Source organism: Bradyrhizobium sp. SZCCHNR1043, from assembly GCF_032489675.1.
In the GTDB taxonomy this organism is placed as follows: Bacteria; Pseudomonadota; Alphaproteobacteria; order Rhizobiales; family Xanthobacteraceae; genus Bradyrhizobium.
The window spans coordinates 62,935-85,816 of the sequence record NZ_JAUEYN010000010.1 but is presented as its reverse complement, the minus strand read 5'-3'; the positions used below and the strand labels follow the sequence as shown (position 1 = coordinate 85,816).

The following is a 22,882-nucleotide window of genomic DNA, read 5'->3' as shown; positions in this document are numbered from 1 at the left end:
GTCCCAGCGTGCTTACAACAGGTCCCAGGTTGTCTTCACCGAAGGGATCACGGACATGAACTTCCAACCGCGTGGACTTCACGATCAGGCCCTCCAGGGCCCCGCGTCCTACCAGGCCGAAGTCGAGGCGGCGCGTGCGCTGCTCGAGACCCAGCCGACCTGGAACGGCGTCACCGCCGAGGCCGTGGCGCGCATGCGCCTGCAGAACCGCTTCAAGACCGGCCTGGACGTTGCCCGCTACACCGCGGCCGTGATGCGCGCCGACATGGCCGCCTATGACGAGGACAGCACCAAGTACACCCAGTCGCTGGGCTGCTGGCACGGCTTCATCGCGCAGCAGAAGCTGATCTCGATCAAGAAGCATTTCGGCAAGACCGACCGCCGCTACCTCTATCTCTCCGGCTGGATGATCGCGGCGCTGCGCTCCGAGTTCGGCCCGCTGCCGGACCAGTCGATGCACGAGAAGACCTCGGTGCCCGCGCTGATCGAGGAGCTCTACACCTTCCTGCGCCAGGCCGACTCGCGCGAGCTCAATGATCTGTTCCGCACGCTGGACGCGGCCCGCAAGGCCGGCGACAAGGCGAAGGAGACGGAGATCATCGCCAAGATCGACGGCTTCCAGACCCACGTCGTCCCTGTCATCGCCGACATCGACGCCGGCTTCGGCAATGCCGAGGCGACCTATCTGCTCGCCAAGAAGATGATCGAGGCGGGCGCCTGCGCGCTGCAGATCGAGAACCAGGTCTCCGACGAGAAGCAGTGCGGCCACCAGGACGGCAAGGTCACCGTGCCGCATGACGTCTTCCTGGCCAAGATCCGCGCCTGCCGCCACGCCTTCCTGGAGCTCGGCGTCGAGGACGGCATCGTCGTCACCCGCACCGACTCGCTCGGCGCCGGCCTGACGCAGCAGATCGCCTACAGCAGCCAGCCCGGCGATCTCGGCGACCAGTACAACAGCTTCCTCGACTGCGAGGAGATCACCCCGGAGACCGCGCGCAACGGCGACGTCGTCATCAACCGCAACGGCAAGATGCTGCGTCCGAAGCGGCTGCCCTCCAACCTCTACCAGTTCCGTCCCGGCACCGGTGAGGACCGCTGCGTGCTCGACTGCATCACCTCGCTGCAGAACGGCGCCGACCTGTTGTGGATCGAGACCGAGAAGCCGCACATCGAGCAGATCGCCAAGATGGTCGACCGCATCCGCAAGGTGATCCCGAACGCCAAGCTCGCCTACAACAACTCGCCGTCGTTCAACTGGACCCTCAACTTCCGTTGGCAGGTCTATGACGCGATGAAGGAGGCGGGCCAGGACGTCAGCCGCTACAACCGCGCCGAGCTGATGAAGGCGGAGTATGACGACACCCCGCTGGCGAAGGAAGCCGACGAGCGCATCCGCACCTTCCAGGCGGATTCGGCCAAGCGCGCCGGCATCTTCCACCACCTGATCACGCTGCCGACCTATCACACGGCCGCGCTCTCGACCGACAACCTCGCCCGCGAGTACTTCGGCGAGCAGGGCATGCTGGGCTACGTCAAGAACGTCCAGCGCGCCGAAATCCGCCAGGGCATCGCCTGCGTCAAGCACCAGAACATGGCCGGCTCCGACATCGGCGACGACCACAAGGAGTACTTCGCGGGTGACAAGGCGCTGAAGGCCGGCGGCGCGCACAACACGATGAACCAGTTCGGCTGATACAGTCCTGCTGAATTGTTGAACTAACACGACCCGTCCGGAGCGGCACCGCTCTGGGCGGGTTTTGTTTTTGGGCAGGCTTTCCAGGACGCAACTCGATACTCCCATCATAAACGCGCTACTCGTGGTCAACGTGCAGCGGCTGCCTCGGAGACCCCACCCCTCATGGTGAGGAGCGCCGCCCTCGCGGCGCGTCTCGAACCATGAGGCCACAGTAGGGGGCCTAGCCCTTCGAGACGCCCGCCTGCGGCGGGCGCCTCAGGGTGAGGGGCGGAGTCCGTATGCCCGTCGCCATAAACGTCACTCGCCCGATCGGACTCCCTCAGCGCTCGCTCAGCGCCAGCCTCGCGCCGAGCACAGCGAAACCGCCGGCGAAGGCGCGGCGCAGCCCGGCCATCACCTGGGGCCGGCTGACGACGCGATCGCGCACGGCTGACGCGAACAGCCCGTAGACCACGAACACCGCGAACGTCATCGCCATGAACGTGGCCGACAGCTCCAGCATCACGGCGAGCGGATGCGCCTCGTCGTGCGCGATGAACTGCGGCAGGAAGGCGAGGAAGAAGATCGACAGCTTTGGATTGAGGATGTTGATCAGAAAGCCGGTCAGCACCACGCGCCCGGCCGAGCGCGCCTCTTTCTTTGCGTCATCCTTGGCCTCGACCGACAGCGCGCCGCGCTCCCCGAGCGTCTGCCAGGCCATGTACAGCAGATAGGCGACGCCACACCATTTCAGCGCGGCAAAAGCCAGCGCGCTGGTGTGCAGCACGGCGGCAAGCCCCACGATGGCCGCGAGCATCGCCGGGATGATGCCGAGCGTGCAGCCGAGCGCGGCGGCGACGCTCATCCGCGTCCCTTTGGTCAACGCCACGGCCAGCGTGTAGAGCACGCCGGTGCCGGGCGAGGCCACCACGATCAGCGAGGTCAGGAGAAAGGCAAAAGACATCGGCGGGCTCCCAAATTCGCGGCCGCATCAGCGAACAGCGCCTCTCACATCGAACGCCAGCATTCCACACAGCCCCGGCGGACGATAGCCGTGACAGGTTCACGCATCGGCGATCAGGACACGCGGCGTTGCTTGCACCGGCGCGGACCATGCGTTGACAACGAAGGGCAGGGGGCGCGTTCAACCATCGTCGCAACGCATCTCGCGCCCGAGCTTTGCTGGTCGTCTCGCCCCCATCAAACAGAGGGCGCGGGGAATGCCGGGCTGCGGGCCGCAACCCATGGCCCGCCTGCAGAAGAAAAAGCAGGCGGCAGTCACCACAGATCCTATGGGGCGGCGGGTGGTCAAGAAGGGTTAGGATTGGATTTCTGAACCATCCGGCCCTCGGAGGATCAAGATGATCAAGCTCGATCGCACTGACACACCCGCCGCGGCGGAGCATGCCACGGTTTACCTCGCGTTTGAACTGAGCAAAGCGAAATGGAAGCTCGGCGTGCTGCTTCCTGGCTCGCAGAAACTGAGCCGGTACACGATCGGCGGCGGTGACTTGGCCGCCTTGGCGGCCCGGCTTGCGGACATGCGCAAGAAGGCTGCGGCTGCCGGGGGCGGCCGGCCGGTGCGCATCCTGTCATGCTACGAAGCAGGCTTGGATGGCCACTGGCTGCACCGATGGCTGAGCGGACAAGGCATCGTCAATCATGAGGTCGACCCTTCCAGCATCGAGGTGAACCGTCGTGCCCGGCGCGCCAAGACCGACCGGATCGATCTGGAGAAGCTGATGCGGGCGTTCCTCGCCCATTTGCGGGGCGAGCCTCGGGTCTGCAGCATCGTCCACGTGCCAAGCGTCGAGGATGAGGATCGCAAGCGCCGTACCCGTGAACGTGATCGCCTGATCCAGGAGTGCACGGCTCACAGCAACCGCATCAAGGGACTGCTGCACGGCCAGGGCATTCGCGACGTCCACCCGCTCGATCGCTCGTTCCTGGAAAGCCTTGCCAGCCTGCGCACTGGCGACGGTCGTCCACTGCCGGTGCGGCTCAAGGAAGAGATCGTGCGCGAACACGAGCGACTGTGCCTGGTGGCACGGCAGCTCAAGGAGCTCGAGGCCAAAAGCAAAGCCGAGCTGTGCGCCGCTCGGCCCGGCTCGCCGGAAGCCAGGATCATGCAGCTCATGGATCTCAGGAGCATCGGCCCGGTCGGCGGCCAGAAGTTGGTCAACGAGGTGTTCTATCGCGACTTCGACAACCGTCGTCAGGTCGGCAGCTACTTTGGTCTCACCGGCACGCCCTATGACAGTGGCGAGCGCAGCCGTGAGCAGGGCATCAGCAAAGCCGGCAACCGGCGCGCCCGTGAGCTCGCGGTCGAGCTGGCGTGGCTATGGACCGTTCATCAGCCGGACAGCGCACTGACACGCTGGTTCCGCGAGCGGGTGCGCGACATCAAGGGACGCATCCGGCGAATTGCCATTGTCGCTCTGGCACGCAAGCTGATGGTGGCGCTGTGGCGCTATCTGGTGACCGGCGTTGTTCCCGAAGGCGCCGTGCTGCGTCCAACTTCGTAAACGGCTGCGCGCGCCATGACAGCCGACGTGAGCCAGGACCGACGCGTGACCGTGCTGAACCGGGGGCATAAACCTCCCGCTCTCACAGAGGGGTCCCGTCTTGACTGGGCCTTACCTTCCCCCGTGCATGAAAGATCAGGGTACCGGGCCTCGCGCCCGACCGGATACAAGGTGATGCGGTCGTTCCGCATTGTCGTTCACGGCCCAATCCTCGCATCACGTCCGGCCTGCCATCGCGACACCGCGCGTTGCGGGCGCGCCATGATGGCGCCAAGCTCGTCGCGCTCAAGGCCGCTGACGCGCCGCCTCCGGCGGTGGCCTTCGGCCAGCCTTGACCGCGCCTCTCCTTGGCGCCAAAGGCCGCCCCCAACAAACGACGCCCCTCTCGACAACTTACTCCCCATACAAGGTTCAGCCGACATCCGGCATTCCCCGCGCGATGGTCTTCACGTTTATACGCGATCTCCCCGGTGTCCGGCTTGATAGCCACCGTCGCCCTCGGGGATCATCACCCCCAGGACTTGGCGCCAGCTTCGGGGCGCCAGGACCACGCGATTTCACGTCCGCAAGGAGCCGTTCGTCCGCGCACATCAAGCACGCTGCGACCCACCTGCGGCCACCGCATCCCGCGCTCAACGTCCGTGACGATCGCGAAGCGCCCCTCTCGAGGAGCACGGGTTGGGGACAGTCAATCATGAAATTCGGAAAAAGTGAAGTCGAATATTTTTGGCGGAGGGACTGGACAAGGGTGATCGCCTTGAGGGACCTGATGAAATGAGTTTTTCCGCGCATCCTCACGGCAACGCTGCTGGAATGCGCAGGGCCGTCGCGCCATGATCCGCTGGCTGTCCCAAGAAGCTGCGCCATGAAGGCCCAACGACCACTGCAACTCATGCGAGCATTGCGTGCCGGGACGACAGCGATTGTGGCCGGCCCGCAACGAAGTCGGCTTTTTGTTAGTTGTTTCTATTCCCCCTGAGGTTGCGACTATTGTTCCCCAGATCGGCCCCTGCTACCGCTAGTAACGACAGTAGGGGTGCTGTGGGGGCTCAAATGAACGGTTTGCGTCGGATGGCCGGCTGGCTGGCCATCGTGGGAGCGGCGTGTCTTGGCGGGTGTGCTGCGCCGCTTGCGGTCAACAGTGTGACCGACGTCAGGTCGACGACAGGCAGCCGAGGAATCGACGTCTACGAGCCGAAGCGCCGCACCGACGCAAGCGTGCCCGAGCTCGCGGGTGACCAGCTCGTGGAGGTGCGGACATTTCACAATCCCGGCGGGGGAGGCGAGGTCGAGATGGCCGGAGCGTCCTGCTCACTGGAAGCCTCCGGCTTCAGCGCAACCATGACGAGCCCCGCCAAGGTGCGCGTGCCGCTCTATCGCGGACAGTCGAGCACGCTTGCCGTGACCTGCCAGAAGCCCGGCTATCAAAAGCGGATGATCACGGTCGCGCCCTTCGATTCGACGCGCCAGGCTCGTCTGGCCAGCGGCATGAACGGCGGCATCCTTGGTGCGGTCATCGTGGCCGGCATCGACGCCGCCGCCGACAACACGAAGAACGATTGGCGGTATCCCGTCGCGAAGGTCGTGCTGGAGGCCGATGCTGCCCCCGGCAGGTAAGGGACGGATCTTTCGGTATTGGCGGTTACGGCAGTTGCGGCGAGGGTGCACGAAACTGGCTGCGCGGGACCCTCCGCAAGCCCCTCCCCAGGCTCAGGGAATCCGCCCAAGCCCCCCAGCCTGTGGTTTCACCCGCCCGCCCTATTGACCGAAACTGACCCACCCCCTACACAGCGCGGGCGACAGCATGCGGCCGAAGGCCGGGGTTTTGCCGCCCCGATCGCGCGCCGCAGTGAATCACGACGACGCTTTGCGCCTTCTCATGGTATCCTGCCGACGATCCGGACAGTGACGGCTCAAGCCGCCACACCGCTTCCCTGGAAGCTAGCGCGTAGCTCAGCCGGTAGAGCACGTGACTTTTAATCTCGGGGTCCTGGGTTCGAGCCTCAGCGCGCTCACCCAGTGAGATCAATACGTTAGCCGACAGTTTAGACGCTTGCCCCCAGGACAAGGTTAGGTCTAGGTCTAACCGGGATTACAGATTTCATACGAATATCTTTGTTGGAATCGTCGTGGCCATGGGCACGGGAAGCGGTTGTGTGCTGTTATGACCTCTTCAGCATCCTCGTTTGCGATTACCATGAAATACATCGACACAAGTTTACGCGAAGCCGAACAGACGGTCGGATTTTGGATGAAATCGACCGTTGAGTCTAAGATTCGCGAGTTTCGGTGCCAAGCGGGATACTTCACCCTCGATGGCTCAAGCCTTCTATTGCCTCTCTTGAAACAATGCGCGTCAGACGGAAACATCGTGCGCCTCCTGTTAGGTTCGAACGGCGGCGTGACATTGGCGAGCCACATTGCATTCCTTGCAGGGACCTTAGGCATACCGAAGACGAACGTATCCCTTGGAGTGGTCAGTTTCGACAATTGTCTTTACCATCCAAAGGTCTATCACTTCGTTCGGGAGGATGGCTCGCAGACTGCCTACGTGGGCTCTGCGAACTTGACAGAGTCGGGTATCGCTGGCTCGAATGTGGAAGCTGGGTTGATACTCGATTCTGGCAGCGGCGACGACCTGACGATTCTCAAGGATATCGAAGCTCGCATCGAAAACTGGTTCAAAGGAACTCAAGCGGGCTTGTCGCGGATTAACAAGCATGCGGATATCGATGATCTTCTGGCTGCCGGAAGCTTGGCACTCGCCCCCACAAAGCGCGCTCGTGAGATCGAAGAAGAAGGCGAAGAAGCTGCGACAAAGACCGGCAAGCCGAGCGTATACCTCAAATCTATCTTCAAATTGCCGGGCGTTAAGCTGGAGGAGTCGGGATCTACGGTTGCGCCAGCAATAATTCCATCGAGTCCGCCCGAACGGCGTCGTTTCGTTCGGCACACCGAGCAGAGCTTCCACTACCCCCAGGGAACTCATCTTGGTCACATCCTAACGATCCTGTCGCATTTTGCAGGCGATCGGACGGGCACTGCATTTGACGATCAGTTCATCCGCCTAGATGGATCGCTGGGTAGCGGGCGGCTTGCGGCCTATCGGCGTCAAATTAAGTACAAGATGCTTGCTGCTATCGAGCTCGGGCTAATCACCGACATTCGGCTGATCGACGATACGATCTCCTACGTCCCAGCGTTGACCGATGCGGGTCGGAAGCTTTGGAACTTGATCAAGCCGTTCGTCAAGCCTGCCGACTTGGTCCTGAAAAGAGACGAGAACGGCGACTATTCAACAGCGATGCAGCAGGCCAATTATTACAATGAAGTAGTCAGCACGGCTTGCGACGAATCGGCCGAGCTTCAAAAATTGTACCATTCATGCGTGCTGAACATGCCAGCGGTCAAACAGATGCTGATCCTGCTTTATCAGCAAGAGCGGACTGCAACGGTAGCAAAGGTGCGCATCTATGAAACCTTCTTCGAGTCGGACGCGGTAAAGCTATTCTGCGATGAAATCGGCATAGAGGCAGGGACGGTAGAATCAGCTAAACATCGTTGTCCGTTTCTGCTGAACCTGCTCGAAAGCTGCAGGATCGTTGGGCAGAACAATTCAAGCGTGCTCGTTGGTACGCTTGCCCTAGCACCTGATGTCATCGTAGCGCCGGGGACTGATCCGAAGGTAGGCGAGAAAATGCTCCCGATAATCCTGGCCGATTGGGGTAAAAAATCGACCCTTGCACTCGCTGATCAGAAAGCCCTGCGCAATTTGTTCGGCGCTTCGTTCCTGACTGACACCTATTACCTGAAGAGCGTAATGCAGATTCCGGCACCAAATGTCCAATAGATCACACAGAAACGGCGGCCACATTGGGATGAATCTTCTTCGGAAGAACGGGATATCCCATTCCTCCACACGGTCAGTCGCCAAGCCGACGAGCGACCCGACGTCACACGTCATTGCAGTCGCTGACTGCCTCGATACGCTTAAGAAGCTGCCGTCGAGTTCGGTCCAGCTCGTAATCTGCGATCCTCCGTACAATATCAACGTGGCTACATGGGACGATATGAACCACTACGTTGATTGGGCGTCCCAGTGGATAAGAGAGGTTGAACGGGTCTTATCCCCGACCGGTAATTTCGTCATTTTCGGTGGCCTTCAATATCAGGGGGAAGCAGGTTCAGGCGATCTTCTCAGTTTAATTAGTTGGATGCGTCAAAACAGCAATATGCTCTTGGCGAATCTCATTATATGGAACTATCCGAACGGCATGGGCGCACAGCGCTTCTTTGCCAACAGGCATGAGGAAATAGCTTGGTTCGCGAAAAGCCCCAAATATTACTTTGATCTTGATGCGGTAAGGCAAAAATTGCCGCCGCACATTCTGGAGCTTTACAAGCGTGACAAACGTTTGAAGCATGAAAGCTTGGAAAAGGGTATTAATCCAACGAACGTGTGGAAAATCCCTCGGTTGAATGGAAACTCCAAAGAGCGCGTCGGACACCCTACGCAAAAGCCTAAAGCTTTGATCGAGCGAATTATCCGTTCGATGTCGTACCCAGAGTCGACGGTGCTGGATTTCTTTGCCGGCAGCGGTGTTACCAGTAGAGTTGCCATTGAACATCGGCGCCACTCTATTTCCTCGGATGTCGACCCAAAATTTCTTGACTACTTCGCCCAACATCGAGCGCAGATGACTACGAGTGTTCCAGAATATCGGTTAATCGACAGCAAGGACTGGTCCGAGCATCCATTATTGAGAGATTGTTCTGACGTGCACGTAATCGAACTCCCGTCGAAACAAGTCCGAAGGCGAGGAAGACCCAAGGTAGCGCTTCCTAAGGCTGCAGGAGTGTAGCGGTCGTGCGGCCGGTGTGGGACTGCACTAAACTTCTCTCGTAGTTAGGTAGCCCTCTCGCGCTCCCTCACCCATTCACCGCAAACCCGAGCACATTTGCCTCGGACTTCGCTTGAATTCCTTAATCACCGCTGCGCGGACTTTCTCCAGGAGCGGTTCGGCGGTGTAGAGCTTGGGGTAGGTCACCATGACGGAGGTCAGGGTGCCATTGTTCCAGTTGAAGCCGACCGCGGGCCGCACGCCGGTTTCGGCTAGGATTACGGTGACAGTGCACTAATTAACTCGGTGAAAGCGACGGCTAATATTGTGCACTGTCACCGTAATTCGGAATCGCGACGACTGTTCTTGCCCAATTCATTGAAACGCCCCGGTAATAAATCAAAGACTGCAATGTTCGATTGTGCCTTGGATTGGCCGAACAAGCCAGTCGGCATGTGGACAACCTTACGCCGTCGTCATCCCAAAAAACCGCTTCACGGTGGCGGTGCACAAAAATGGAGCTATGCGGCGCCACTTCCGACGCACAGCCCCTGACGCCGATGGTGGCTTGATGATCAGGCCTTGTCCTGTGGGAAGCGCGAGAATAGTGACGCCATGCTGAGAGGCCCAGGTGTCGAATGCGCGCTTCTGGGCCTCGTAGCGAACGAAACCATAATCGTCGAGCAGAACCGGGGCGCCTGGCTGGAGCTTGCTCCAGAAGTGGTCGATGGCCGCGATCTCGGGCGTGACATTGTTCATGTCGATCGACAGATACGCGACGGCATTGATGTCGACGGTCGACAGGCTCGCTGGGACACTGCCACGAATGATGTCGACATTCTTGTATTCGGAGAAGTTGCGAACGGCATCCTCATAGATGTCGCTCTTGTACATCTCTCTGAAGTAGCCGAGGTTGCCGCTTGCGACCTCCTCATCGGTGACGAGGCGCTCGTCGACACCGGTAAACGTATCAAACAGAAAAAATCGACGTTGGATGTTGTTCCAGTCGAGATAGTGCATGATTGAAGAGCTGAGCATGCCGCGACATACGCCGCATTCGACGAAATCACCGCCAAGGCTGACGCCGATGCTGGCGCACCAGAGCGCAACGTGCGTCCGCCAGAAATAGCGAGGTTCATAGCCCTCGGCGGCGACGCCACGTTCGTAGGCGGCGACAAAGCGGGGATCCCGCATGAAGTCATGGTTGTGCACGATCGCGGGATCGGTTCGCAATCCCGCGTGGTCGTATACCGGTGTGTAGAGTCGGGGGCCGGCAACGTCCGGAGTCGATGGCTCGCTCGAGTTGGTGCCGTCGTTCGCTCCGGCCAGTTGCAGCTTGAGCTTGATGAGCTCGGTCGACATCTCGCGAAGCGCCAAACTCTCGCGCTGCAGGTTCTGGAGATAGCTGGCCGATACCGTCTCCGTCGGTTCGCTGGCTTGCAAATCCGTTCGGACTTGATCCTCACCTTCGTTGCCCAATCGCGTGGGATCGAGTTCGACGGCGTCGTTCGGTCCTGCCTCGTTGTCCTGCTCGCTTGCATGTCCATTGCGAGCCGACGAGATCAGCTGATCGAGCGTCGATTGGCGAATGAGTTGGAAGCCGACGCCGTTGAGCAGCCCGTTGATTACGGCGCCGTAGCTTGCAGACATGCTGGCTCCCCTGACGCGCGAGCGCCTTGCCAAAAAGGCCTTACTGGAATTCGATGAAAATGACTTGCGATACCTTTGGTTATCGACCTTAGCACCCTGCTTGCGCAGACTGCAATTCTGGCAGACGTGGAGGTGCCGACATGATCGAGCTGACGCGCGAGAGCGGGCGCGCTGCGCGTCCGACCGCGCGATCGGGCAGCTTCCTCGTTACATCGCCTGGGTGGAAAGAACATGGAGACGTCCCGTCAGGTTCGCACGAGCATCGTAGCCAAGGAAATGACTGAGGATCCAAAGCCGCATGAGGATCGAGGGCGTTCGACTCGTCGAATATCAAATCGAGTTCCGATCGAGACCCATTCAGGCCGCCGCTTACGGGCGATCGAGGCCACGCATCGTCTTACCGATGTTCCGACGTGGCCAAGGGAGGCGTCTACCAGGCTGACTATTCGATCGTTCGGGATCTTGGTGAGCGCGCCGGGACTCGAACCCGGGACCCCATGATTAAAAGTCACGTGCTCTACCGGCTGAGCTACGCGCTCGCTTCCAAGAAGCGGTGCGACGGCAGGGCCGTCACTGTCCGGATCGTCGGCAGGTACCCATCGGAACGCTTGCGGCGTGGCCGTGGTTCATTGCGGCATGAAATCGGGGCGGCAAAACCCCGACCTTGGGCCGCATGCTGTCGTGGGCGCTGTGTAGGGGGTGGGTCCGTTCCGGTCAATAGGGCGGGCGGGGGAAACCACGGGAGATCGACGATCGTTTCGGGCGCGGCGATGACGGGGCCGTCGCCCGCCATGAGCCGCCGTGATGAGCCGCCGCCGGCGCTCGACAGAGCGACGGCGACATGCGGGGTCTCACGGGCCCCGTCGCGATGACCCCGGATGTCGCTGCCGCCTGCGCCCTTCGGGGCCCTTGCGTCCGCTCATCCGGGCTACGCGGTGCAGGCTTCGGCAGGCCTCGCTCGGCGCTACGCCTTATCCGCCGCCTTCGTTGCTGCCGCGCTCAGCGGCGCCGGTTGCATCCCGGGCCCCGCCAGCTCGGGCACCCAGACCGGGCGCAGGCCGATCAGCTCGGCGGTGCGGACGGTGGTGTAGCGCCAGAACTCGAAGGAGTTGATGCGCGACATCTCCAGCAGCGCGATGGCGACCGCTGAGAGGAACGGCAGGCTCTCCAGGATCAGGACGGCGGCGAAGATGTAGAGTTCGGTGATGGCAAGCGTGTTGGTCACGATCAGGATGGTGGCGCCGATCAGGAGCAGGGCGCCGATCACGGCCTCCCAGAACGCCTGGAACTCGATCGACATCCGCGACAGGCCGCCCTTGGACGTGCGGGCGAACGCCAGGTGCTCGGTGATCAGGCCCTGCGCCACGGCGCGGCTGACCGTCCACTGCACGCTCATCGCCGCGACCATCGCGCCCAGCATCTGCCACGGCTTCACCGCCACCCGCAGCCGGTAGAGGATCAGGAAGTGAGCGAGCGAGACCACGAAGGCGGCGAGGATCGGGATGGTCAGGATCTTGTCGGGAATGGCGATGCCGGCGAAGGCAACGATCGGCGTCCAGATCAGGTTGAGGATCGCGACCACGACGCCGAGGCTCTCGGCACCGAGCCAGTTGAGCCAGCCGAGCGAGAACTCGCGCTTCTGGTCCGAGGTCAGCCGGCTGTGGCCGGGCAGGAAGCGGCGCCAGTGCTTCTTGACGATCTGGAAGCCGCCATAGGCCCAGCGATGGCGCTGCTTCTTGAACGCCTCGTAGGTGTCGGGCAGGAGGCCCTGGCCGTAGCGGGTGTTGGTGTAGTGGGTCTGCCAGCCCAGCTCCTGGATGGCGAGGCCGAGATCGGTGTCCTCGCAGATCGTGTCGCTCGACCAGCCGCCGGCCATGTCCATCGCCGCGCGCCGGATCAGGCACATCGTGCCGTGCACGATGATCGCGTTCTCCTCGTTGCGCTGGACCATGCCGATGTCGAAGAACCCGGCATATTCGCCATTCATGATGTAGTGCATCAGCGACAGATCCTCGTCGCGATGCTCCTGCGGCGCCTGCACCAGGCCGACGGCGGGGTCGGCGAAGGCCGGCACGAGGTCGGAGAGCCAGTCCGGCGTCACGACATAGTCGGCGTCGATGATGCCGATGATCTCGGCGTCGACGGCGGTGCGCTCCATCGCGATGCGCAAGGCGCCGGCCTTGAAGCCCTTGACCTTCTCGGCGTTGATGAACTTGAAGCGCTCGCCGAGCATGCGGCAGTGATCCTGGATCGGCTGCCAGAACGCCGGGTCGGGCGTGTTGTTGATGATGCAGACGACCTCGTAGTTCGGGTAGTCGAGCCGCGCCAGCGCATCCAGCGTCTGCTTCATCATGTCGACCGGCTCGAAATAGGCCGGCACGTGGATCGACACCTTCGGGCAATAGCCCTCCGGCATGGCGGCGCGGTCGCGCGCGGCCTTGTCGCGGGTCAGCAGACGGCGCGGCTCGCGGCCGAAGGCGATCGCGGCGATCTCCTCGATGCGGGCCATCGCAATGAGGATCAATGGAACCAAGAGGATCAGGCCGAGGGTCAGTGCGAAGGTCGAGCCCCAGACGAAATAGTGCACGTTCCAATAGGCGAAGACGTTGGAGACCCAGGCACCGACGCCATGTGCCGTGATGGCGAGCATCATCGCCTGCAGCACGGTCGGCTGGCGCAGCCGCACGATCGGCAGCGACAGCAGCACGCCGACCAGCAGCGCGATGGCCGCGAGCTGCCAATAGTCGGGATTCACGATCGGGCCGCTCCAGGCGAATTTCGCCTCGCGCGCGGCATTCAGGACGCCCCAATACGGGCCGACGCCGCCTTCGAAATATTTCCAGGGCTGATCGATGGCCTCGACGATGTTGTATTCCATGCCGATCGAGGCGGCCTGGGCGAGAAAATTGCGCAACACCTTCGCCTGCCGGAGTGGGCCCGGCACGGCGGGCCCGCGGTTGTCGCCGCTGCGGCTGTAGCCCTGGCTCGGCCAGCCGAACTCGGCGATCATGATGCGCTTGCCGGGGAACTGCTTCTTCAGGAGCTGATAGCGATCCACCGCCTGATCGACGGCCTGGTCGTCGGTGAAGAATTCCCAATAGGGCAGCACGTGCGCGGCGATGAAGTCGACATTGGCCGCGAGCTCGGGGTTGTCGCGCCAGCTGTTCCAGACGTCGCCGGTGGTAACGGGCACGTTGACCGACTTCTTCACGCGCTTGATCTTCTCGATCAGCTCATCGACCTTCTGGGTCGCCGTGAGGATGGTCTCGTTGCCGACCACGATGCCGATGACGTTGCTGTTGCGGCGGGCGAGGGTGATGGCCGACTGGATCTCGCGCTCGTTGCGGTCCGGATCCTTGTCGATCCAGGCGCCGAGCATCACCTTCAGTCCGGCCTCCGCGGCCAGCGGCGGCACGATCTCGAGGCCGCCGGTAGAAGAGTAAAGCCGGATGGCCCGCGTCATCGTGGCGAGCTTCTTCATGTCGGCGCGGATGCGTTCCGGCGAGGCCACGGTGTTGGCGCCGGGGGCTCCGGTTCCTTCATGCGGATCGTAGGAAACGCTCTGCAGCAGGCCGGTGAAATTGGGGGCCTCCTGCTTGTCCTGCAGCAGTCCCCAGAGGGCGGCGTGCACAGCGGTGACGAGGAGCAGGACGGCGACGACGGCACGCATTGGAGGGGCAACCATTCCTAGGATCAAGTCAGCGGCGAAGCGGAGCGGTCGATCGCCGTTCCATCTCGGGTATGCGATGCTACCGGGAGCACGTTCACGCGTGACGTTCGACGACGAACGACGAAGGCGGTCATTCTCACGCCGTCACAGCCGAAGGCCGCGACATCATATGCCATCCCAACAGAGCCCAATCATGCTGAACGGTGCCTGAACCGGGGCGAGGCTCAAGCGCGCGTCGACGACCTCGATCGTATCCTGCCACGTGATCGGAGCGCTGTCATGCGCACGCCACGCATGGGGGGCGGTCGCCGCGATCGTGCGTCCTGCCTGCCTCAGGCGCCGGTCACTTCGCCGGAGGCTGCGGGGGCGAGGGCGAAGCCTGGGGGGCGGGCTGCTGCGTCGGCGCTGGAGACGCCTGCGCGGCCGGCGTCGCTGCCGGGCTCGAGGCTGGGCCCGGCGCAGGCGCCGCAGCCACCTGCGGCTTCGCGTCCGGATTGATCCAGCAGGTATGGACGTGGTTGTTCAGCGAGTTCGGCACCTTCGGATCGATCTGCGGGATGAATCGCGTCAGGCAGCGGAAGGCGGCCTGAACGTGGCCACCGGGGCAGCCGAACCGGTCATAGAGATCGAGGTGGCGGAAGGCGGTATCGAGGTCGTCGTTGTACATCAGCTGGACGACGCGGCGGCCGAGCCAGACGCATTCGGGATTGCCGGCCGGGCCGCCACTGAGCGCCTGGGACGCTTCGGTGAATTCGTCGGCCTTGCGCTGGTTGTCCCTCGACACGTCGGCCGGATTGGCCGCCTGCGGCTTTTGGTCCTGGGGATGGTCGCTGCCGCTCTGGGCGAGGGCGCCGGGCGCGCCGATGAGGAGCACGAGGCCCAGAGCCGCGGACAGGCGCGAAACCGAAAACTTGGACTTGAGCACGCGTCGACCCATAAATTCCCCGATTGTTGCCTTCGTGCCGTCCCCTGACGGACGCAGTGGTGATGCCGATCAAATCGGCCCCGATTGCGGCGGGAGATTGATTCCGACTGTCGCGGAGCGTTCCTGACGGGCGCTTGCGCAGGGCCGAGAAACCTGGTTGCGACGGCCGGGGTCAACCGGGATTCCCAATGACCGGAATCTCGGAATTTGTCCAGCAACGTACCAACTTTCTCGCGTCATCGTAAAAGGGTGATTTGAAGCGGGTCCGCCAAGAGTGCCAGAGGGCTCGGCCGATCGCCTACTTGGCAGATCGCCGCCGACCGGGTAATCGACACCACCCTGCCTGGAGACACGGAACTGAAATCCCTTCCTACGCCGCTGGCGCTTCTGCTCATATCCTTGGGTGTCATCGCCGCCGCGTGGTGGTGGCTGGCCCAGCCGATCACGCTCGCGCGCGCGCCGATCGAGCTCGATTCGAAGCTGCAGTGCGTGTCCTATGCGCCGTTCCGCGGCCAGCAGAGCCCGCTGGATCCGACCACCCATATCGACGCCGAGCAGATCGAGCAGGACCTGGTGCAGCTCGCCAAGATCTCCGAATGCGTGCGCACCTATTCGATCGAGAACGGCCTCGACCAGGTGCCGGGAATCGCATCCCGGGTCGGCATCAAGGTGATCCAGGGCATCTGGCTCGGCTCCAACAAGCTGAAGAACGAGCAGCAGATCGCGATCGCGGTCGACCTGATCAAGCGCTATCCGAAGGTGATCACGGCGGTCGTGGTCGGCAACGAGGTGCTGCTGCGCGGTGAGATGACGACCGCCGATCTCGCTGCGACCATCCGCAGCGTCAAGGCCCAGGTCCAGGTCCCCGTGACCTATGCCGACGTCTGGGAGTTCTGGCTGCGCAACCGCGAGCTCTACGACATCGTCGACTTCGTCACGGTTCATATCCTTCCGTATTGGGAGGACATGCCGGTGCGCGCGAAATTCGCCGCCTCCCATGTCGACGCCATCCGCCAGCAGGTCGGCATCGCCTTTCCGGGCAAGGAGATTCTGATCGGCGAGACCGGCTGGCCGAGCGAGGGGCGGATGCGCGAGGGCGCGCTGCCGTCGCGCGCCAACCAGGCGCGGGTGGTATCGGAGATCCTCAGCCTCGCCAAGCGCGAGAACTTCCGCGTCAACCTGATCGAGGCTTATGACCAGCCGTGGAAGCGCAAGCTCGAAGGCACGGTCGGCGGCTATTGGGGCCTGATCAGCGATGACCAGCGCGCGCTGAAATATCCGCCGGGCGAGCCCGTCAGCAACTATCCGCTGTGGAAGCTGCAGATGGGCGGCGGCATGATCCTGTCGTTCGTGGTGTTCCTGGCCGGGTGGCTGACGGTGCGGCGCCGGCCCTGGCCGCCGCACGTTTCGGCCTGGATCGGGGTCGGGTTCTCCGCGACGACAGCGGGCGTGCTGTTCGGCATGGCCGCGGACAAGATGTTCTATGAGAGCCTCGGTGTCGGCGGCTGGCTGCATTGGGGGGCGCTGCTCGCTGCCGGCGTCCTGGCGCCCATCCTCAGCGCCAACGCGGCGATGGCCGGGCGGCCGTTGCCGACCTTTCTCGACCTGCTCGGACCGAATGACGGCCGCAAGCAGTTGAAGATCACCTACCTGCTGGGTCTGGTCCTGGTCGTGACGGTGCTGATCGCGGCCGAGACGGCGCTCGGCTTCGTATTCGACCCGCGCTACCGCGATTTCCCGTTCGCGAGCCTGACCATGGCGGTGGTGCCGTTCGCGATGCTGCTCGGCAATCGTCCGGCGCAGGGCGCGCGCCCGATCGCCGAGGCCAGCTTCGCCGGCCTGCTCGCGATCTCCTCGGTCTACGTGATCTACAACGAGGGCCGCGACAACTGGCAGGCGATGTGGACCTGCGCGATGTATCTGCTGCTGGCGTTCACGCTGTGGCGGGCGCGGGCCGCGCAAATCCGAGAATGAGCAGGCCGATCGCCAGCCCCGACAGCACGATGTTGTAGAGCACGATGCCGAGGCCGGCGGCGATCAGTCCGCCGGTCAAGAGCACGATCGACGGCCGCATCACGTGCAGCACCGCGATCACCAGCGCGGTGGCGCCGAACACCGAATTCTTGAACAGCGTGGTCGCGACCGCCCGGCTCTTGCAGGCCAGCGTCTGCAGGCCGGCATCGCAGGCCAGCGCGACGCTCGACAGCTCGATCGCGAGATAGCGCAGATAGAGGGCATAGCCGACGGTGACGAAGCCTATGATCAGGAGCCATTGCACCTGATAGGGCGAGAGGCGGAACGGGGTCTTTTTCATGCGCGGGACTATGCTGCGGAAAGGATCGTCGGACAAGCCGCAAAGCCGGTTCGCGGACTGCTTTCACAATCCGTCCCAACCGGCTTTGGCTGCACGATGATTTGAGGCTCAGGAGCGGCGGAAGAACGACGACAGCGCCGACGGTTGCTCGGGCTTGGGCGCCTCTGCCGGCGGCGGCGCTGGTGCTGCTGCTGTGGGCGGCGGCTCCTCGCGCTTGCCGTGGCGCTGCTGCTGGGCCTGCGGCTGAAACGTGCGCCGACGCTGCACCGGCTTCAGGGCGGCAGCCGCCGGAGCGCCCGGCTTGGCCGCCTCGGCCCCCTCCGGCTCCTCACGGACTGCGAGGCGCTGGCCGTCATAGACGGTGGTCTCGCAAGCGCGCCGGCTCTCGGCGAGCACCGCGCAGATCTTCGCCGCCGTGGCCGCGTCGCCCAATGGGCCGGCGCCGAGTCGCAGCTGCATGCCCGGACCGCTCCGGCCTTCCTTCAGGATGATGATCGGCCTGAGCGAGGCGAGGTCGGCATGGGTCTTCACGAGATCCCGCCACAGCGCCCGCAATCCTCCGAGCGAGCTGGCCGCGCCGAGATCGACTGCGAATTCGGTCTTCTGGACCGCCGTGACCGTGACGTCCGTGCTGTCATTGCCCTTGGCGGCGGCCTCTGCGGGCTCAGCCTTTGCGAGCTTGTCGGTCTCGGCCGGCTTGCCGGCCGGGTCCGGTGCGCCACCAGGCGACTGGGAACCGGTCGCCGCGACGGCGGGTGCAGGTGGGGGCGGCGACAGAGCGGCGGAGACGGACGATGACGAAGCACCCGACAGCCCGGCCGACATCGGCCTGGACTGCTCCTGTTTCGTCTTGTCGGCGCTCGCGGCAGCCGCCGGGGAACCGGGCTGAGCCGGATTGATTCCGGCGGCCCCGTTGGGAATCGGCATGAACGGCGACGCGTTCGCGTAGGCCGGCAAGGGGCTGGACGCCGCGGAACTCGATGGGGCCGCCACCGTGGCCTGGGACTCCACGGCCGCGATCTGCGGCGCGGGTGCGACTTTGCCGCCGGGGGCGGGATTGGCGGTTGCCTGGGCGCTCTGCTTGGCCAGCGCGCCGGTCACCGAGTCCAATCCCTGCTCGAGCACGGTCACGCGCGCGTACAGCCGGTCGCGATCGGTGTTGAGCGTCTCGATGGCCGCGCCGAGCTGGCGCGCCTCGCCTTGCGTCTCGCGGGCCAGCGACTGCAGCAATTGTGCCTGGCGCGACAGATCGGCCGCGGAAACACGGTCCTGCCGCCATCCCTGTGCGGCCTGATTGGTGAAAACGGCCAGGCCGACGGCGCCGACGGCGCCAGCCCCCCACCAGCCGAGCCGCCACAGCGCGCGGCGATCGAACTCGTTCTCGTCGGCAAACAGTCCGGACAGAGTCGCCCCCGTCTTCTCAGCTCCATTTGTGCCGGCGGATTTGCGGGAGTCCTTAGCCATGAACCTGCCTTAATCGAATCACGAAGCGAACATTAACAGGAAAACCACCAGGGGCTTCAGCGGGTGCGGTTTGCCCCGCGCAGAAAACGCATTATGACAGCGCGACCTATGCGCTCCCTTCATTCCAGGTGTTTCATGACCGCTCGATCCAGTCTGACCATCGTGCTTGCGGCAGGCGAGGGCACGCGGATGCGCACGAGCGTCCCCAAGGTGCTGCATCCCATCGCCGGCGAATCATTGCTCGCGCACGTCCTGGCGGCGGCGCCGCAAGGCGATGGCGCCAGCATCGCCGTGGTGGTGGGGCCAGGGCACGAAGCGGTCGAGAAGGAAGCCAGGCGCCTGCGGCCCGACGCGGATATCTTCGTTCAGCGCGAGCGGCTGGGGACGGCGCATGCGGTGCTGGCGGCGCGGCAGGCGATCGCGCGCGGCGCAGACGATCTGCTGGTCGCATTCGGCGACACGCCGCTGATCACGGCCGAGACGTTCGCGCGGCTGCGGGCAGCGCTCGTGGAAGGCGCAGCGCTCGCCGTGCTCGGCTTCCGCGCCGCCGATCCGACCGGCTATGGACGCCTTCTGCTCGACGGATCGAAGCTGGTCGCGATCCGCGAGCAGGCCGATGCAAGCGAAGCGGAGCGGGCGATCACGCTGTGCAATGCCGGGGTGATGGCGATGGACGGCCGTCGCGCGCTCGCGATCCTCGACAGGATCGGCAATGCCAACAGCAAGGGCGAGTACTATCTGGTCGATGCGGTGGCGATCGCGCGCGAGCAGGGGCTCGAGGCGGTCGTGATCGAGACCTCCGAGGACGAGGTGCGCGGCGTCAATACCAAGGCGCAGCTCGCCGAAGCCGAGGCGGTGATGCAGAACCGGCTGCGCCGCGCGGCGATGGATGCAGGCGTGACGCTGGTCGCGCCGGAGACCGTCTACCTCGCTGCGGATACCACGTTCGGCAAGGACGTGACCATCGAGCCGTTCGTCGTGATCGGCCCCGGCGTGTCGATCGGCGACGGCGCGGTGGTGCATTCGTTTTCGCACATCGTGCAGTCCAAGCTCGGCCGGAACAGCCTGCTCGGGCCGTTCGCGCGGCTGCGGCCCGGTACGACACTCGGAGACGGCGCCAAGATCGGCAATTTCGTCGAGGCCAAGGCCGCGGTGCTGGAGGCGGGCGTGAAGGTCAATCACCTGTCCTATATCGGCGACGCCCATGTTGGGGCCAATGCCAATATCGGTGCCGGCACCATCACCTGCAACTATGACGGCTTCAACAAGCACAAGACCAATATCGGCGAGGGCGCTTTCATCGGCACCAACACCTCGCTGGTGGCGCCGATCACCATCGGCGCCCGCGCCTATATCGGCTCTGGCTCGGTGATCACGCGCGACGTTCCCGATGATGCGCTGGCGCTCGAGCGGAGCCCGCAGACGACGCGTGAGGGCGCCGCGGCGCGCTTCCGGAATGCCAAGCAACGCCACAAGAAGTGAGCTGAGAAATCAGCTTTCGTCGTCCTGGAACTCAGCGAACATCGCACGTGTCAAACGCCACCCGCGGCGGGTGGCGTGCTTGACGGGCTCGTTGGCGCGATGTTTGATCGGCATCGGCTTGAGCTCGTTGCTCAAGGCCGGCGGCGGCCAGTGCGCCAGATGGCTTCCGGAGGTCGGATGCGACAGGCTCAGCGGGCTGGTGCCTTTGGGATCAGTTGGGCGGCGGCTATAGGTCATGGCGTCCTCTCCGACGCGACAGTCTCTGCGCGAAAGCGTTGACCGGGCGTTAAGTGCGCTCCGAACCGGACCTCCGCATCAAACCGGAGTTGCATGCAGGCCCTCGGTTAGGGCTCCCACTTAACCCTGTCGCAATCCGCAATAATTATTGAATCCTGAAAGCGCGCGGTTTTCGTTAAGACAATGCCACGCTTTTGAATCTTTCTCGACGATTTGGGGACTAGCGCTGATGTGCGGAATCATCGGGATCCTGGGACGCGGGCCGGTTGCCGAGCATCTCGTCGATTCCTTGAAACGTCTCGAATATCGCGGCTACGATTCCGCGGGCGTTGCCACGCTCGAGGGCGATCATCTCGAGCGGCGGCGCGCCGAGGGCAAGCTGAAGAACCTGGAGAAGCGGCTCGGGCAGCAGCCGCTGAAGGGGCACGCCGGCATCGGTCACACCCGCTGGGCGACCCACGGTAAGCCGACCGAGAGCAACGCGCATCCGCACGCAACTGATAACGTTGCCGTGGTGCATAACGGCATCATCGAGAATTTTCGCGAACTACGGGCCGAGCTCGAAAAGCAGGGCGCCAGGTTCGCGTCGGAAACGGACACCGAGACCGTCGTCCATCTGGTCAACTCCTATTTGCTGAAAGGCCATTCGCCGCAGCAGGCCGTGGCTGCGTCGCTGCCGCAATTGAAGGGCGCGTTCGCGCTGGCCTTCCTGTTCAAGGGTCATGGCAACCTCCTGATCGGTGCGCGCAAGGGCTCGCCGCTCGCGATGGGCTACGGCGACGGTGAAATGTTCCTCGGCTCGGATGCGATCGCGCTGGCGCCGTTCACCGACACGATCAGCTATCTCGATGACGGCGACTGGGTCGAGATCACCCGCGACTCCGGCATCATCCACGACGCCTCGGGCGCGGTGGTGAAGCGCGACGTGTTGAAATCCGGCGCGTCGTCGTTCCTGGTCGACAAGGCCAACTATCGCCACTTCATGGCCAAGGAGATCCACGAGCAGCCGGAGGTCGTCGGCCATACGCTGGCGCGCTACGTCGACATGGGCACCGAGCGCGTAGTGCTGCCGGCGCGGCTGCCGTTCGACTTCAAGGACATTCAGCGCATCTCGATCACCGCCTGCGGCACCGCGAGCTACGCCGGCTTCGTCGCCAAGTACTGGTTCGAGCGCTTCGCGCGCGTGCCGGTCGAACTCGACGTCGCCTCGGAGTTCCGCTATCGCGAGGCGCCGCTGCGCCAGGGCGATCTCGCCATCTTCATCTCGCAGTCCGGCGAGACTGCCGACACCCTGGCGGCGCTGCGCTATGCGAAGTCGCAAGGCGTGCACACGCTCTCCGTCGTCAACGTGCCGACCTCGACGATTGCGCGCGAGAGCGAGATCGTGATGCCGACGCTCGCCGGCCCGGAGATCGGCGTTGCCTCGACCAAGGCCTTCACCTGCCAGTTGATGGTGCTCGCGGCGCTCGCGATCGCGGCAGGTCGCGGCCGCGGCGAGCTCTCCGAAGCCGACGAGACCAAGCTGGTGCATGGCCTGGTCGAAGTGCCTCGCCTGATCGCGGCGGCGTTGACGACCGAGCCGCAGATCGAGAAGCTCGCCCGCGAGATCGCGAAGTCGAAGGACGTGCTCTATCTCGGCCGCGGCACCTCCTATCCGCTGGCGCTGGAAGGCGCGCTGAAGCTGAAGGAGATCTCGTACATCCACGCCGAGGGCTACGCCGCCGGCGAGCTCAAGCATGGGCCGATCGCGCTGATCGACGAGACCATGCCGGTCGTCGTCATCGCGCCCTATGATCGCGTGTTCGAGAAGACGGTGTCGAACATGCAGGAGGTCGCCGCGCGCGGCGGCAAGATCATCCTGATGACCGACGCCAAGGGAGCCGAGGAGGCGACCGTGGACTCGCTGGTGACGATCACCATGCCGGACATGGCCGCGACGTTCACGCCGATCGTCTACGCCATCCCGGTGCAGCTGTTGGCCTACCACACCGCCGTGGTGATGGGGACCGATGTCGACCAGCCGCGCAACCTCGCCAAGTCGGTCACGGTGGAATAGGCAAACGTCCGGCCCGGCGGATCGGTCGGTTCGCTTGATCACG

Annotated in this window: 15 protein-coding genes and 2 tRNA genes; 9 read left to right on the top strand and 8 right to left on the bottom strand. The window is 63.6% G+C overall.

Features of this window, described 5'->3' with window-relative positions; genetic code table 11:
• Positions 1 to 55: 55 nt before the first annotated feature.
• On the top strand, positions 56 to 1,693 hold the full coding sequence (locus QX039_RS18485) for an isocitrate lyase (protein ID WP_315737885.1): 1,638 nt from the start codon (positions 56 to 58) through the stop codon (positions 1,691 to 1,693).
• A 322-nt stretch (positions 1,694 to 2,015) separates the two neighbouring features.
• Here the strand turns inward: QX039_RS18485 and QX039_RS18480 are convergent, their stop codons facing one another.
• Positions 2,016 to 2,639 carry a LysE family translocator gene (locus tag QX039_RS18480; protein WP_315737886.1) on the bottom strand — a complete coding sequence of 208 codons (624 nt, stop codon included), beginning with the start codon at positions 2,637 to 2,639 and terminating at the stop codon, positions 2,016 to 2,018.
• A gap of 397 nt (positions 2,640 to 3,036) precedes the next feature.
• Here QX039_RS18480 and QX039_RS18475 point away from each other — a divergent pair, with 397 nt between their 5' ends.
• The 5 genes from QX039_RS18475 (at position 3,037) to QX039_RS18455 (ending at position 9,062) form a co-directional block, all read left to right on the top strand.
• The gene (locus QX039_RS18475; protein ID WP_315737887.1) at positions 3,037 to 4,200 is read left to right on the top strand and encodes an IS110 family transposase; all 1,164 of its coding nucleotides are present in this window, start codon (positions 3,037 to 3,039) and stop codon (positions 4,198 to 4,200) included.
• Positions 4,201 to 5,271: 1,071 nt separating this feature from the next.
• Positions 5,272 to 5,817: a hypothetical protein gene (locus QX039_RS18470; protein WP_315737888.1), complete on the top strand. Its 546-nt coding sequence runs from the start codon at positions 5,272 to 5,274 to the stop codon at positions 5,815 to 5,817.
• 326 nt (positions 5,818 to 6,143) lie between these two features.
• A tRNA-Lys gene (locus tag QX039_RS18465) sits at positions 6,144 to 6,215 on the top strand.
• 182 nt (positions 6,216 to 6,397) lie between these two features.
• A complete protein-coding gene (locus QX039_RS18460; RefSeq protein ID WP_315737889.1) occupies positions 6,398 to 8,050 on the top strand; it encodes a phospholipase D family protein in 1,653 nt (550 codons plus the stop codon).
• Positions 8,040 to 9,062, top strand: coding sequence for a site-specific DNA-methyltransferase (locus tag QX039_RS18455; RefSeq protein ID WP_315772138.1), 1,023 nt, complete (start codon positions 8,040 to 8,042; stop codon positions 9,060 to 9,062). Before QX039_RS18460 ends, QX039_RS18455 begins: the two co-directional genes overlap by 11 nt.
• 444 nt (positions 9,063 to 9,506) lie before the next feature.
• Here the strand turns inward: QX039_RS18455 and QX039_RS18450 are convergent, their stop codons facing one another.
• The 4 genes from QX039_RS18450 to QX039_RS18435 form a co-directional block, all read right to left on the bottom strand.
• Complete coding sequence (locus tag QX039_RS18450) at positions 9,507 to 10,691, bottom strand: TylF/MycF/NovP-related O-methyltransferase (RefSeq protein WP_315737891.1); 1,185 nt, start codon at positions 10,689 to 10,691, stop codon at positions 9,507 to 9,509.
• A gap of 463 nt (positions 10,692 to 11,154) precedes the next feature.
• Positions 11,155 to 11,230: transfer RNA gene (locus QX039_RS18445), tRNA-Lys, on the bottom strand.
• A gap of 425 nt (positions 11,231 to 11,655) precedes the next feature.
• Positions 11,656 to 14,361, bottom strand: coding sequence for a glycosyltransferase (locus QX039_RS18440; RefSeq protein ID WP_315737892.1), 2,706 nt, complete (start codon positions 14,359 to 14,361; stop codon positions 11,656 to 11,658).
• Between the two features lie 343 nt (positions 14,362 to 14,704).
• A complete protein-coding gene (locus tag QX039_RS18435) occupies positions 14,705 to 15,298 on the bottom strand; it encodes a beta-1-3, beta-1-6-glucan biosynthesis protein (protein ID WP_315737893.1) in 594 nt (197 codons plus the stop codon).
• A gap of 381 nt (positions 15,299 to 15,679) precedes the next feature.
• Between QX039_RS18435 and QX039_RS18430 the strand changes: the two genes are divergently transcribed.
• Positions 15,680 to 17,260 carry a beta-(1-6) glucans synthase gene (locus tag QX039_RS18430; RefSeq protein WP_315738312.1) on the top strand — a complete coding sequence of 527 codons (1,581 nt, stop codon included), beginning with the start codon at positions 15,680 to 15,682 and terminating at the stop codon, positions 17,258 to 17,260.
• Here the strand turns inward: QX039_RS18430 and QX039_RS18425 are convergent.
• Together QX039_RS18425 and QX039_RS18420 are read right to left on the bottom strand one after the other, a co-directional pair.
• Positions 17,220 to 17,600, bottom strand: coding sequence for a hypothetical protein (locus QX039_RS18425; protein WP_284416120.1), 381 nt, complete (start codon positions 17,598 to 17,600; stop codon positions 17,220 to 17,222). The two genes, QX039_RS18430 and QX039_RS18425, sit on opposite strands and share 41 nt — an antisense overlap.
• A 108-nt stretch (positions 17,601 to 17,708) precedes the next feature.
• On the bottom strand, positions 17,709 to 19,064 hold the full coding sequence (locus QX039_RS18420; RefSeq protein ID WP_315772136.1) for a hypothetical protein: 1,356 nt from the start codon (positions 19,062 to 19,064) through the stop codon (positions 17,709 to 17,711).
• Between the two features lie 135 nt (positions 19,065 to 19,199).
• Between QX039_RS18420 and glmU the strand changes: the two genes are divergently transcribed.
• On the top strand, positions 19,200 to 20,546 hold the full coding sequence (gene glmU, locus QX039_RS18415; RefSeq protein ID WP_315772133.1) for a bifunctional UDP-N-acetylglucosamine diphosphorylase/glucosamine-1-phosphate N-acetyltransferase GlmU: 1,347 nt from the start codon (positions 19,200 to 19,202) through the stop codon (positions 20,544 to 20,546).
• A gap of 9 nt (positions 20,547 to 20,555) precedes the next feature.
• On the opposite strand, the gene QX039_RS18410 is transcribed toward glmU, so the two are convergent.
• Positions 20,556 to 20,783 carry a hypothetical protein gene (locus QX039_RS18410; protein ID WP_315772131.1) on the bottom strand — a complete coding sequence of 76 codons (228 nt, stop codon included), beginning with the start codon at positions 20,781 to 20,783 and terminating at the stop codon, positions 20,556 to 20,558.
• A 229-nt stretch (positions 20,784 to 21,012) separates the two neighbouring features.
• On the opposite strand from QX039_RS18410, the gene glmS reads away from it, so the two are divergent.
• Entirely contained in the window at positions 21,013 to 22,839 is a 1,827-nt protein-coding gene (gene glmS, locus QX039_RS18405; protein ID WP_315772129.1) for a glutamine--fructose-6-phosphate transaminase (isomerizing), read from the top strand.
• Positions 22,840 to 22,882 lie beyond the last annotated feature (43 nt).

Excerpts from the sequence above, each read along its gene's own strand:
- QX039_RS18475 (WP_315737887.1), top strand. The coding sequence starts at position 3,037 with ATGATCAAGCTCGATCGCACTGACACACCCGCCGCGGCGGAGCATGCC.
- QX039_RS18470 (WP_315737888.1), top strand. The coding sequence starts at position 5,272 with ATGGCCGGCTGGCTGGCCATCGTGGGAGCGGCGTGTCTTGGCGGGTGT.
- QX039_RS18440 (WP_315737892.1), bottom strand. The coding sequence starts at position 14,361 with ATGCGTGCCGTCGTCGCCGTCCTGCTCCTCGTCACCGCTGTGCACGCC.
- QX039_RS18420 (WP_315772136.1), bottom strand. The coding sequence starts at position 19,064 with ATGGCTAAGGACTCCCGCAAATCCGCCGGCACAAATGGAGCTGAGAAG.
- glmS (WP_315772129.1), top strand. The coding sequence starts at position 21,013 with ATGTGCGGAATCATCGGGATCCTGGGACGCGGGCCGGTTGCCGAGCAT.
- QX039_RS18435 (WP_315737893.1), bottom strand. The coding sequence starts at position 15,298 with ATGGGTCGACGCGTGCTCAAGTCCAAGTTTTCGGTTTCGCGCCTGTCC.
- glmU (WP_315772133.1), top strand. The coding sequence starts at position 19,200 with ATGACCGCTCGATCCAGTCTGACCATCGTGCTTGCGGCAGGCGAGGGC.
- QX039_RS18480 (WP_315737886.1), bottom strand. The coding sequence starts at position 2,639 with ATGTCTTTTGCCTTTCTCCTGACCTCGCTGATCGTGGTGGCCTCGCCC.
- QX039_RS18460 (WP_315737889.1), top strand. The coding sequence starts at position 6,398 with ATGAAATACATCGACACAAGTTTACGCGAAGCCGAACAGACGGTCGGA.
- QX039_RS18455 (WP_315772138.1), top strand. The coding sequence starts at position 8,040 with ATGTCCAATAGATCACACAGAAACGGCGGCCACATTGGGATGAATCTT.
- QX039_RS18410 (WP_315772131.1), bottom strand. The coding sequence starts at position 20,783 with ATGACCTATAGCCGCCGCCCAACTGATCCCAAAGGCACCAGCCCGCTG.
- QX039_RS18450 (WP_315737891.1), bottom strand. The coding sequence starts at position 10,691 with ATGTCTGCAAGCTACGGCGCCGTAATCAACGGGCTGCTCAACGGCGTC.
- QX039_RS18485 (WP_315737885.1), top strand. The coding sequence starts at position 56 with ATGAACTTCCAACCGCGTGGACTTCACGATCAGGCCCTCCAGGGCCCC.
- QX039_RS18425 (WP_284416120.1), bottom strand. The coding sequence starts at position 17,600 with ATGAAAAAGACCCCGTTCCGCCTCTCGCCCTATCAGGTGCAATGGCTC.